Here is an 11,384-nt window from a genome sequence, read left to right on the forward strand (position 1 = left end):
GCTGCCGTGCCCGCGGCAGCCGAGGCGGCGGCCTCCAGAGCGGCGGCGCGGGCCGCGGTGGCCTGCTGCTTCTGCTGGGCCGCGGCAGCCTTCTCGCGTGCGGCCTGCGCCGCCTCGGCCTTCGCGTCGGCAGTCTTGCGCGTGGTGGCGGCGTCGGTCGCGGCCGTCTTGGCGCTCGCCTTGGCCGTACCGGCCGCGGCCTGCTGGGTCGCGGCCCTGGTCTCGGCCTCGGCGGCGGTGGTCCGCTGCCGGGCGGCCTCGGCGCGGGAGGCTACGGCATTGGCGTACTCCAGCTCGGCGGAGGCACGCTGGGTCTGCGCGACGGCGGCCTTCTGACGGGCCGTCTCCTGCTTCCCCTTCGCGGCGGCCTCGGCCGTACCGGCGTCCTTCGCGCTGTCGGCCGCGGCCTCGGCGTTGGTCTCCGCGCTGTCGGCGGCGGCCTTGGCCTGAGCGGCCGCCTCCTGCGCGGCGATCCGGCGGAACTCGGTGTTGAGCGCGTGCGTCTCGGTCTGCGCCTTCGCCGCCAGAGTGCGACTGGTGCCGACCGTGGCGTCGGTCGCGTCACGTGCCGTCCCGGTGGCCTCGGCGGCCGCTTCGGCCGCCGCCGCCGAGGCGCGGGCGACCTGCACGGACTGCTGGGCGTACATCAGACCCCGGCCGCGCGGCACGTTGGCCGTGTCGGCGAGGGCCCACGCCTCCTGCTGTGCGGTCGTGGCGCTCGTCGCCGCCGTCTTCGCGGCAGCCGCGTGGCTGTTGGCCGAGGTGGCCAGCGCGTCGGCCTTCGCCCGGGCATCGGCGAGATCGGCCGCGGCCTGCTCGTACAGCTCGGGCTCGGGCTTGAAGAGGGAGTCGGGGTCGTTGGCGAGTTCTTCCGCCACGACCTTCTGCCAGGTAAGGATCTGGTCGGCGCGCCAGGCCTGCTGAATGGCCTGGATCATGTCGTCGGTGGCTTCGCGGGTCTCGTTCGCCGCGTCGGTCTCCGCCTGGATGATCGTGTTGCGCTGGGCCGCCTGCCCGGCGTACTCCAGCTCCCATTCGGTCATGGCGGTCATGACCGGGCCGTTGAGTACGCGGTCGAAGTCGAGCGGGTTCTGCCAGTTGCAGCCCGCCCACGCCTGCTTCAGGTCCTCGACCACGACCCGGTACTCCGCCGAGCCCTCGGCCGGGGCCTTCGTCGGCAGGCCGCCCAGCTTCAGGTAGGACGCGACGTCACTGGCGGTGGTGCCACCCGAGTAACGCGTCTCGTAGACGTCCTCGTCACGGAACGACCAGTCGGCGATCCAGTCGTTGTCGACGTCCTGCCCGCGGTTCTCCTCCATGATCTCGCGAGCGCGGGCGACCGCTTCGGGACTGGCGTTGGTGTGGCCGTCCCAGCCGAGCCGCCAGGAGAGCTGTTCCTGGGTGAAGAGGGTGAACTGGAGCACCTCGGAGTCGAACTCCGGTATGTGCCAGTCCATCTCGTCGCTGTAGAAGGCGTTGGAGGCGAACGGCTTGTTGCCGTCCTCCAGCGCGGTCGACCGGGCGCGCAGGTCGTCGCGGTAGGCGAGTCCGGCCTCCTGGTCCTCGCCGCCGGCGAGACCGAGCGGGTAGAAGCCGATCCAGCCGACGTCACCGACGGTGGAGCGCAGTTGCGCGGCGCTGCCCGAAAGGCCCTCGACCGCCTTGGCCTTCATCTGCGGCCCGCCGGCGTGCAGCGCCACTCCGGCGAGACAGCGGTCCTGCCGCACGGTGTCGCCGATGGTGTTGCGGTAGAGGCCGGTGTCCTCCTCCTGCTCCGCGCCGGCGGCGGAGGCCGGTACCGCGGTGATGAGTCCGGCGAGCACGGCCACGGCCGAGACGAAGGCCGCCCCACCCGTGGCTCTCTTGAGAGTCTGTCTTCTGTGACGCCGTCGTCTGCCGACGTCCCGGGCCCATGACATGAGTTCTGCCCAACTTCCAAAGGGAGGCAGAGCCCGCTCGTGGGCACGGCAAGATCAGCCGGTCACGCTGCCGTCACCAGTGAGGAACGGCATCGCTCCGGCACTCCCTCTCCCCCCCCCAGGAACGGGCAACTGCCGTTCTGTGTGGGGCGTGCGGCAGTGGACACGATGGAGTCCCGCCTGCGAACACGCCCGGCAGACAGTCTCACGACCGGACCGATCATGGGAAGGTCAAATGATCTTCACGTATCACCCAAGATGCACCCAGTGGACGACAAAGGGATCGGCAACGTTTCGCGATCGTTGCACCCCCGCCGGCGGAGGGCGCCCACTCGGCCAACCGGCTTCCTTTCCGGTCCACATGACGGCAGGTCAAGCAGGTCGCGCCCTCTCTCCGCCCCACGGCATCGACAGCTGCTCGCCGACCGGAGGGCCTCGCACGCACGAGCACCGGGCCGCGGAGCCGGGAACAGTCCTCCTCGGCCCCTCAGGCCCGCGCGCCATCGAGTACCAGGGCGACCAGCCGCTCGGCCAGCCCCTCGTCCAGCGGCGCGTCGCTCACCAGAACGCGGGCGAAGAGGGGGCCACTGACCGCTTCCACCAGCAGGCCCGGATCGGTGTCGCCGAGGAGCTCGCCACGCTCGATGCCGCGCCGGACCATCACGGTCCCGCGTTCCAGCCGGTCCTTCCAGTACGGGCCCCGGCGGTCCTGCAGGGTGTCGTCGCGTTCGACGCTCAGCCGCAGCAGTGCCTGGCCCTGGACGGTACGCAGCAGCCGGACGAGGGAGACGAAGAACGTCGTGAGGTCCTCCCGCACGTCTCCGGTGTCCGGGACGGGCACGGCCGCGTCGAGTTCGGCGACCAGCGCCTCGGCGATGAGGTTCTCCCGGGTCCTCCATCGCCGGTAGATCGACGTCTCGTGCACTCCGGCGGACCTGGCGACGGCGGAGACGGTCGCGCCCGCGAGCCCCTCGGCCGAGAGGATCTCGACGACGGCGGTCAGTACGGCTCTGCGCATGTTCTCCCCGCGTCGGCGCAGCGGCGGGGCGGCGGGGCGGGGAGTGGTCATGCGGCAAGCCTAAAGCAACTCCACTTGCACTGAACCTCCGGATCGCCGTACCGTCTAATGCAAGACGACCTGCGTTGCACTGGCGGCCGTCGAGGCAGTAGTCGTATCTGGAGGTCATGTCATGGAGCAGATGCTCGCCGCACGCCTGCACGTCCCGAGCCGCACCCTGCGCGTCGAGGAGGTGCCCAAGCCACAGCCCGGCCCGGGACAGGTGCTCGTGAAGGTCGAAGCGGCCGGGGTGTGCCTCTCCGACGTCCACCTGATCGGCGGCAGCCTCACCCCGCAGCTGCTGGAGGGCGACACCGTCACCCTCGGCCACGAGGTGTCCGGCACGATCGCCGGAGTGGGCGAGGGGGTCACGTCCTGGACGCCCGGCCGGCGGGTGGTGCTGTACGCGGGCGAGACACGCAACGGCGTCACGTACACCCGGGGTGTCGACTACGACGGCGGCTGGGCCGAGTACGCGCTCTCCTCCGAGGACGCGCTGACGCTGCTGCCCGACGCCATTCCGTTCGACCAGGGCGCGATCATCCCGGATGCGGTGTCCACCCCGTGGGGCGCGATCACCGCCACCGCGGCGGTCCGGCCCGCCGAGGCGGTGGGCGTGTGGGGCGCGGGCGGACTGGGAATCCACGCGGTACAGCTGCTGCGCGCGGTCGGCGCGTATCCGATCGTCGTCGTCGACCCGAACCCGACCGCCCGGCAGCGGGCGCTCGCCGCCGGTGCCGACCTGGTGCTCGATTCGGCCGCCCCGGACCTGGCGGAGCGAGTGGCCGCGGTCACCGGGGGAACCGGACTCGCGGCGGCCTTCGACTTCGCCGGGGTGCCGGCCGTGCGCGAGCAGGCGCTGACCGCCCTGGCCAAGGGGGGACGACTCGTCCTCGTCGGCCTCACCGACAAGCCGCTGACGGTCGCACAGGGCACCCGCTTCAGCTATCTCCAGCAGCGCATCCTCGGCCACTACGGTTCCGACATGCCGGTTGCACTCCCCCAGCTCCTCGGGCTGATCGAAGGCGGGCGGCTGGACTTCTCCGGTTCGATCAGCGGAACCCTGCCGCTGGCCGAGGCGGCGGAGGCGGTGGCCCGTCTGGAGCGCAAGGAAGGCGACCCCATCCGTCTGGTCCTGCGCCCCTGACGGGTCCTCGGACCGGGCCCTCCCGGGCGGCGCGCCCGCCGGTCGCAGGGGCGAAATCGCTCCGCCCGCACATCCGGGGGGTGTTGTCGGGGCGACCTCCGGGTCCTGTGAAAATAGGGGCCATGACCTGGGACGAAGGTGCCACCGTGCAGGTGGCGAGACAGCCGGACGTGTTCGTGATCGGCGTCACCGGCGCCGTCGACCAGGCGGAGCGCGACCTCCTCGCCGCCGCCTGGCTGGAGGCGGCGGAGGCCGATCTGCCGGCCACGGTGGTCGACCTGTCCGGTGTCACCTTCGGGGACAGCGGGCTGCTCAACGAGTTGCTGATGGCGGAGCGCGGACACCGGCTCCGAGGGCGGGCGTTCATCATCGCCGGTCCGTTGCGCCCGCAGGTGCGGCGGCTGTTCACCGTCACGGGGACACTGGATCACTTCGTCGTCGTGGGCACAGCCGGGGACGCCCCCGAGCACCGAGCGGGCTGACGTCCCGTCACCCACCGTGCGTCCACCGGTGGGTTTTTGAGGTTCAGCCCGCCGGGCCGCGGACGGCGGGCCCGGCGAACACCGGCGGGACCACCGGTACGCCGCCCAGAGCGGCCCGCAGCCCGGTGAGCCCCTGGGCCAGTTCCGCGCGCTGGCCGGCGGGCATGCGGTCGATCGCCCCGGTCAGCACCTCGCCGCGCTTCCTGCGCACCTCGGCGAGGTGCGCGTGCCCCTCCGCGGTCAGGTTCAGCGTCACTTCGCGTCCGCTGTCGGGGCTGGGCCGCCGTTCGACGAAGCCCACGGACTGGAGCCGGTCGCACAGCCGGCTGAGCGAGGGCGCGGAGACGTTGAGTACGGCTCCGAGCGCCCGCATCCTGATGCCGTTCTCGCGGTCGACGGCGTACATCAGGCGGAGTTGCGCGAGGGAGGCGGGGGCGGCCCAGTCACGGTCCCGGGTCCGTTCCCAGAGCACGTCGAGCAGTTCCACGATGTCGCCCGCCGCGGACGCCACGTCGTGGGAACCCGGAGGTGTGACCTCGACGTCGGGCGTCATGGCGCTTCCCCTCTGTTCCCGGTGTCCCCGGGGCGGGCTGGACGCAGCGCGTGCGTCAGGCTGTGCCGTCCGGGCCGGTGGGACGGGCCGAGCGGTTCCGTACGCCCTCGATGACCGAGGGGGCCTCGTGCGCGGTCTCCGAAGTGGTCCGCCCGGTGTGCCCCGGGGCCCGCTCCGTACGCGTGGAGGTCGTGGTGAGGTACTCCAGCGTACCGGTGACCTCCAGCAACCGGTCGAGCGCGGCTCCGCGACCGTCCAGGTGCAGGGCGACGCCGGCCTCGCCGGTCCGTCTGCGGATCATGATCAGGGCGGCGAGGCCGGAGGAGTCGATGCTGCCCGACGACGCGCAGTCGAGACGGAGTTCGCGGGCGTCCGGGTGCCCGGCCAGGAGTTCCTCGACGGTGGCGAGCAGTGTGTCGGCGTTGGTGTGGTCGAGGTCTCCGCACATCTCCACCCGGACCGCGCCCGGGTTGTCGTACCGCGTGCGGAGCCGGAAACCGTCGGAGGGTGTCGTCGTCATGCGTGCTTTCCGGAGGGGGCGTGCGGACGGAGGAGGGCACCGGGCCGGGCGGCCGCGAGGCGGAGGTGGTGGGTGGCGCGGGGGAAGTCCCGGAGCTCCTCGCCCAGCACTTCCAGTGCCGGAACGAGGGAGAGCGCCGGCACTCCGCGGGCGGTCAGGATGTCCCCGGTCCAGTCGAGGAACCCGGTGAAGAGTTCCGGGTCGTCGGTGTAGAGGGCGACAGCGAGGAAGTCGACGATGTGCGCCACGTCTTCGGCCGTCCGGTCGCGCTGGGACTCGGTGTAGTCGCGTGCCCCGGGGAAGCGGTCGTCGAGCCCGACGAGCACCGCCTTCACCAGTTGCGCCTTGCTGCGCACCACCAGGGTGTACTCCTGGTCGCCGAGGTGCGGCAGATCGTCGATGGGCTGGTGGGCGCGCGGGGTGCGGAAGGTGGAGCCCGCCGTGAGGAGAGCGGCGGCGGATCGGGCGTCCGGGGCCCAGGCGTCCGCGCCGAGCAGGCGCGCGTACCGGCCGTCCGTACCGAACGCCGCTCCACCGGCCAGGACCGGGGTGCCGGTCGCCTGGCAGGCCGTGATCGCGGTGTGGGCGGCGGGCAGCCGGGTGGCGAGGGAGGCGGACAGCGCCACGGCGGTGGCGCCCGTCCGGTGCAGATGGGCGATCAGGTGCGCGGTGGGGACCTGGGCGCCCAGGTAGTCGACCCGCAGGCCGCGCAGGGTGAGCACCTCAGCCAGGATGCGGGCCGGCAGGGCGTGCCACTCGCCGTCGACGCAGGCGACGGTGACCCGGCCGGACACACCGGACGCGCGGACGGCGCGGGCCGCGCCGCTCCGGGAGACGGCGCCGACGACCCTGTCGTTGATCGCGGTGGCAGCGTGCTCCTGGGCGACGGTGATGCGGTTGGCGGCCCACTCCACGCCTATCCGGCCCTGGACGGGCACGACGACGTCCAGCAGCACGCTCTCGGCGTGCACTCCGTCGTGGAGGGCGTCCAGCACGAGGCCGGTCGCGGTGTGCTCGTCGCCTTCCAGGACGGCGTCCCACACTCCGTCCCGGAGTCGTGTCAGCGGGTGGTCCGGTGCCCTGCGGGTGGGCGTGCTCATGCGGTGAACCTCCCCCGGGTGTGGCCGTCCACCGCGCTGAGGTGGTGGGTGCGGGGTGCGGCGATGACCACGACGGCCATGTCGTCGTGGCGTCCGGCGCCGACCCACTGCGAGGCGAGCATCTGGATGTGCTCGACGATGGCCTCGGCGGGCATCCCTCCGCACCGGGACAGCGCGTCCCTCAGCCGGTCCTCGCCGAAGAGGGCGTCTCCGAGGGGGCCGCCCCTGGCCTCGGTGATGCCGTCGGTGAACAGCACACAGCTCTCCCCGGGCGCGAGGACGGTCTCCACCGTCTCGGCCCTGGCCTCCGGGAGCGCCCCCACCAGGGTGCCCCGGGTGGCGGCCTCCTCGACCTCGCCGTCAGCGCGGACGATCAACGGGGCGGCGTGCCCGGCGCTGGTCAGCCGCAGCCGCACCGAGGCGGAGTCCCGCACCGCGGAGGCGAGTACGAGGGTGGCGAACCGGGCGTGGTGGGAGTTGAGGAGAGCGCCGTTGAGGAGGTCGATCATCCGCTGGTGGTCGTCGGCCATCGGCAGCAGCGCGTGCAGGGTGTTGCGGATCTTCCCGGTCAGCACGGCGGCGTTCAGGCCCTTGCCGCAGACGTCTCCGAGCACGGCGAGGGAGGGTTCGCCCTCGACCGCCGCGGGGTGCACGTCGTAGAAGTCGCCGCCGACCCGTTCGGTGTCGCGCGAGGCGCGGTAGCCGCCCGCGTACTCCACTCCGGACACCTGGTGGAGGACCGGGGGCAGGAGTTCCCGCATCAGGGTCTCGGTGATCGAGGCCTGTTCGGCGTACATGCGCGCAGCGGACATCGCCGCGCCCGCGCGGGCGGCGAACAGCCGGGCGAAGGTCTCCTCGTTCCGGCTGAACGCGTGGTGTTCGCCCCGCCGGAGCAGGATGAGCGCCCCGGCCGGGACACCGTGGCCGGGCAGCGGAGTGACCACGATGGAGCCCACTTGACCCATGTCCCGCGGTACCACCCAGGCCGGGGCGAGGGCCGGGTCCATCCATCGCGACGGCACGGGCGGGAATCCCTGGAGCGCCTCGGCGAGGCCGGGCACCGCGTCGGGGTCGACGCGCTCCCGGGTGAGCGTCGCGGCGCCGCCCCGGGAGCACCGGGCGATCAGCGTGCCGCCGGTGGACGGGGCCACGACCAGAGCGGCGTCCGCCAGGTGCGCGGCGGCCAGCTGGGCGGTCACTTCGGCGCATTTGTCGAGATTGAGCGAGGACAGCAACCGGTTGGACGCCTCGGTCAGGAAGGCGGTGCGCTCGCGTTCCCCGCGCAGCGCCTCGGTGGCGCGCAGCCGGTCGGTGTCGTCCACCAGCCACCACACCACCCCGCCGTCCTCCTGTCCGGCCGGGTGCGCCTCGAAGCTCCGGTCGCCGACGGGACCGGCGGCCGCGGCCGGATCCTCCCCGGCCCGCCGCACGAAGTGCGCGTCCGCCAGCCAGGACGGAACGGCGTCCGTCAGCGGGGTTCCGGGACGGGCCTCGGGAAAGAGGGCGGCGGCGGCGTCATTGGCCCGCTCGACGGCTCCTCTCGGTCCCACCACCAGGGCGGGGCAGGGAGCCGTGTTCCAGGCCGGCTCGGCCGAAGCGCTCGCACGGGCGGCAGGCGCCCGGTGTGCGGAAGTCACCAAACGAAGAAGGCCCGCTGCGCGAACCCCTCACCTCATCAACTCGACGACAGAATCATTGCCCCCCGGCAACACTCCTCCACCGGAGGGTCTTCTGGCAACCCGTCACCGCCTCCGGCGCTCCGGCGGGGCGGTGCGACGGGCCCCCTCCTCGCGCGCGCCGGTCTTCCTGTGTGAGTTTCGGCACGCGGGGAAAGCGGTCGGTGTGACCCGCGCGAATCGGCGGGCGGACGGAAAGGCGAGAGCGTGAGAAATGTCTGGAGCGGCCCCGTGGCCCTGCATGTGCTGGCCGAGTCGGATCCGACCGAGTTCTCGGTGGAGGCTTCCGACGACACCCTCGGAACGGTGGACCGCCGTTCCCTCGTTCCGGAATTCGACCATCTCGTCGTCGACACCGGCCATTGGAAATTCGGTCGCAGCGCCGCCATTCCCATGGGTATGGTCGCGCGGGTGGATGCCGAACGCCGAGTGATCACCCTGCTCTGCACGAAGGAGCAGGTGAAGGACGCTCCGCGGTTCGCTCGCGATCAGGACACCAACGATCCGGCCTATTTGAGGCGCTTGGGCGCCTATTACGCCGGAATCCTGACGCCGTGAAGCGGAGCGCACATGTCCGGGCTCGGGGTACGGACGGCCGCCCCGGGCCCGCGCGGCATTCCGCCTGCACCGATTCGTACGTTTCCGGGGTGAAGCACCATCAGTGAAATGACCGGACGGAAGAGAGCGACCAGGGGAACGGCGTTCCTGGTCCGGGCGGAAGGGTTCACGCTCGTCCGGCTAAGGGGCGACGCCGACGAGAATTCCGGGGCGCCCGAGCTGGCCGAAGCCCTCGGGACGGCGTTGCGCGAGGGGAAAGAACGTACTGTGGTGGATCTGTCGGAGACGGAATTCGCGGACTCCGCGGTGCTGCACACCCTGCTCGACGCGCGCGCACGTCATGAGCGCGCCGGCGTGAGACTGGTGCTCGCGGGCCCTTTCCGCACCGCCGTACGTCGCTTGTTCGACGTCACCGGCACGGCGGACGCCTTCGCCATGGCGATGAGCGTGGAAGAGGCGGCCACATGCTGAAGCCGGCACGACACGCACGGCCCGTCGCCCCGGCGGCGCCGTGCTCCAGGGGGCGGAGGAGTACGTGAGCAGGGAACATCCGGTGGGCCGCGACGACAGGGGACCCGTCGGCACGGAGCTGCCTCTGCCCGGCGACGCTGCCGCCGCGCGTGCCATCGTGCGTGAGTTGCTGGACGAGCAGTTCTGCACGCTGGGGGGCATGGACCCGGACGACGTGGTCATCTCGGACGCGATGCTGGTGACCTCGGAGCTCGTCACGAACGCCATCCGTCACGGGGGCGGCCTCACCGGGTTCAGTGCCCGGCTCAGCGGCGAGGGGCTGCTGCTGGACGTCGCGGACGCCAGTCCCAAGGAGCCGCGGACCGTGGCGCCGGTTCCCGACACCGTACGGGTCGGAGGCTACGGATGGCCGCTGGTGCGGCGCCTCTCCAAGCGGGTCACCATCACCCGGCAGGCGCACGGCAAGAAGATCAGCGTGGTCATCACCCTGTTCTGAGGCAGTCCCGCGAGCCCGTCCGCCCTCGCGGACCGGTCCGGCCCTGTACGCGGCGCGTCAGCAGCGGTGCGTGACCCGGGCCACCAGGTCCTTCCAGCCGTCCTCGACGCGCTCGGCCGAGAAACATCGACCGTTGCGGTGGTGGTTGAGGAACGAGGGGTCCAGATAGGCGAGCAGCACCTGGGTCAGCAGCTCCACGTCACCCGTCGCGCCCGCCCGCCGGAGCAGGTCGGTGACGTGGGTGGCCCGTACCGTCCGGGCGGGCGCGCTGTAGCGGCGGGTCGGACAGTTGTCCGCCTCCACGTACAGATCGACGTACTTCATCATGTGGCGGATCGTGTGGACGCCGAAGGCCTCCAGCCGCTCCAGTGGGGGCGCGCCGGGGCCCAGCGGCGGCGGTCCGCAGATGACCGCGCTCTGGAACTCCTTCTCCGCGTGGTCGATGAGTGCGTTCATCAGGCCGACGCGATCGCCGAAGCGGCGGAAGACGGTCCCCTTGCCCACCTGCGCCGCGGCGGCGACGGCTTCCATGGTGACGTGGTCGGCGCCCACCTCGCGGACCAGCCGGGATGCGGCTTCCAGCAGGCGGATTCGGTTGCGGGCGGCGTCGGCGCGCTCCTGAGGTTCGTGACCGGCCAGGGGCAGCAGCGTGACAGGGCGGGCGGAGGGTGCCTCTTCGGATCCGGTCTGCGCGGTCATCGCACCAGCCTAACTCCATCCGAGCGAAGTGGACCGCGGTCCGCTTCGCGTGCTATACCCATTACCGGACCACGGTCCGGTTTTATTCTCTGCCACCGTCCCCGGCACTTTTCCCACAGGAGACCCCATGTCCACTCGCATCGTCGCCCTCGTCGGCAGCCTCCGTTCCGGTTCCCACAACCGTCAGCTGGCCGAGGCCGCCGTGAAGCTCGCTCCCGAGGGCGTGGAGGTCGTGATCCAGGACGAGATCGCGGACCTGCCCTTCTACAACGAGGACATCGACGTCGAGGGCAAGCTTCCGGCCGTCGCCGCGAAGCTGCGCGAGGCCGCCAACGGCGCCGACGCGTTCCTCCTCTTCTCCCCCGAGTACAACGGCACCATCCCTGCCGTCCTCAAGAACGCGATCGACTGGTACTCCCGTCCCTACGGTGGCGGCGCCTTCACCGGCAAGCCGGTCGCCGTGGTCGGCACCGCCTACGGCCAGTTCGGTGGCGTGTGGGCCCAGGACGACGCCCGCAAGGCCGTCGGCATCGCCGGTGGTTCCGTGCTGGAAGAGGTCAAGCTCTCCGTGCCCGGCTCCGTCGTCCGCTTCGCCGAGACGCACCCGGCCGACGACGAAGAGGTCGCGCAGCAGCTGACCGCCGTTCTCGCCGAGCTGGCGAAGGCGGCCACCGCCGTACCGCAGGCCGTCTGAGCACACTGATAC

12 protein-coding genes and 1 pseudogene are annotated in these 11,384 nt (G+C 72.0%); 6 read left to right on the forward strand and 7 right to left on the reverse strand.

The features are described from left to right. Together ACFWEP_RS23890 and ACFWEP_RS23895 are read right to left on the reverse strand one after the other, a co-directional pair. Positions 1–1,829: pseudogene (locus ACFWEP_RS23890) on the reverse strand (hypothetical protein); the annotation flags it as partial. Between the two features lie 577 nt (positions 1,830–2,406). Continuing rightward, positions 2,407–2,988 (reverse strand): TetR/AcrR family transcriptional regulator, encoded by a 582-nt coding sequence (locus ACFWEP_RS23895; protein WP_387372695.1) that lies wholly within the window; start codon positions 2,986–2,988, stop codon positions 2,407–2,409. A 121-nt stretch (positions 2,989–3,109) separates the two neighbouring features. Between ACFWEP_RS23895 and ACFWEP_RS23900 the strand changes: the two genes are divergently transcribed. Both ACFWEP_RS23900 and ACFWEP_RS23905 read left to right on the forward strand, forming a co-directional pair. Then, on the forward strand, positions 3,110–4,123 hold the full coding sequence (locus tag ACFWEP_RS23900) for a zinc-binding dehydrogenase (RefSeq protein WP_387372697.1): 1,014 nt from the start codon (positions 3,110–3,112) through the stop codon (positions 4,121–4,123). A 122-nt stretch (positions 4,124–4,245) separates the two neighbouring features. Beyond that, complete coding sequence (locus tag ACFWEP_RS23905; RefSeq protein ID WP_387372699.1) at positions 4,246–4,605, forward strand: STAS domain-containing protein; 360 nt, start codon at positions 4,246–4,248, stop codon at positions 4,603–4,605. Between the two features lie 43 nt (positions 4,606–4,648). Here the strand turns inward: ACFWEP_RS23905 and ACFWEP_RS23910 are convergent, their stop codons facing one another. From ACFWEP_RS23910 to ACFWEP_RS23925, 4 genes are read right to left on the reverse strand one after another with little or no spacing between them, the layout of a single operon-like run. Beyond that, a complete protein-coding gene (locus tag ACFWEP_RS23910; protein ID WP_387372701.1) occupies positions 4,649–5,158 on the reverse strand; it encodes a MarR family winged helix-turn-helix transcriptional regulator in 510 nt (169 codons plus the stop codon). Positions 5,159–5,213: 55 nt separating this feature from the next. After that, a complete protein-coding gene (locus ACFWEP_RS23915) occupies positions 5,214–5,678 on the reverse strand; it encodes an STAS domain-containing protein (protein WP_387372702.1) in 465 nt (154 codons plus the stop codon). After that, a complete protein-coding gene (locus tag ACFWEP_RS23920; protein WP_387372704.1) occupies positions 5,675–6,778 on the reverse strand; it encodes a B12-binding domain-containing protein in 1,104 nt (367 codons plus the stop codon). Before ACFWEP_RS23920 ends, ACFWEP_RS23915 begins: the two co-directional genes overlap by 4 nt. Further along, entirely contained in the window at positions 6,775–8,415 is a 1,641-nt protein-coding gene (locus tag ACFWEP_RS23925; protein WP_387372706.1) for a PP2C family protein-serine/threonine phosphatase, read from the reverse strand. Before ACFWEP_RS23925 ends, ACFWEP_RS23920 begins: the two co-directional genes overlap by 4 nt. Positions 8,416–8,685: 270 nt before the next feature. Here ACFWEP_RS23925 and ACFWEP_RS23930 point away from each other — a divergent pair, with 270 nt between their 5' ends. The 3 genes from ACFWEP_RS23930 (at position 8,686) to ACFWEP_RS23940 (ending at position 9,979) form a co-directional block, all read left to right on the forward strand. Then, positions 8,686–9,012 (forward strand): hypothetical protein, encoded by a 327-nt coding sequence (locus ACFWEP_RS23930; protein WP_387372708.1) that lies wholly within the window; start codon positions 8,686–8,688, stop codon positions 9,010–9,012. A 108-nt stretch (positions 9,013–9,120) separates the two neighbouring features. Beyond that, the gene (locus ACFWEP_RS23935; protein ID WP_387372710.1) at positions 9,121–9,483 is read left to right on the forward strand and encodes an STAS domain-containing protein; all 363 of its coding nucleotides are present in this window, start codon (positions 9,121–9,123) and stop codon (positions 9,481–9,483) included. 64 nt (positions 9,484–9,547) lie between these two features. Next, positions 9,548–9,979, forward strand: a complete 432-nt coding sequence (locus tag ACFWEP_RS23940) for an ATP-binding protein (protein ID WP_387372712.1) — start codon at positions 9,548–9,550, stop codon at positions 9,977–9,979. A 57-nt stretch (positions 9,980–10,036) separates the two neighbouring features. Here ACFWEP_RS23940 and ACFWEP_RS23945 read toward each other — a convergent pair whose 3' ends face one another. Continuing rightward, positions 10,037–10,678, reverse strand: a complete 642-nt coding sequence (locus tag ACFWEP_RS23945; RefSeq protein WP_387372714.1) for a TetR/AcrR family transcriptional regulator — start codon at positions 10,676–10,678, stop codon at positions 10,037–10,039. A gap of 127 nt (positions 10,679–10,805) precedes the next feature. On the opposite strand from ACFWEP_RS23945, the gene ACFWEP_RS23950 reads away from it, so the two are divergent. Continuing rightward, entirely contained in the window at positions 10,806–11,372 is a 567-nt protein-coding gene (locus tag ACFWEP_RS23950) for an NADPH-dependent FMN reductase (protein WP_387372716.1), read from the forward strand. Positions 11,373–11,384: the final 12 nt, after the last annotated feature.

The sequence above is a fragment of the Streptomyces sp. NPDC060198 genome, from assembly GCF_042728415.1.
In the GTDB taxonomy this organism is placed as follows: domain Bacteria; phylum Actinomycetota; class Actinomycetes; order Streptomycetales; family Streptomycetaceae; genus Streptomyces.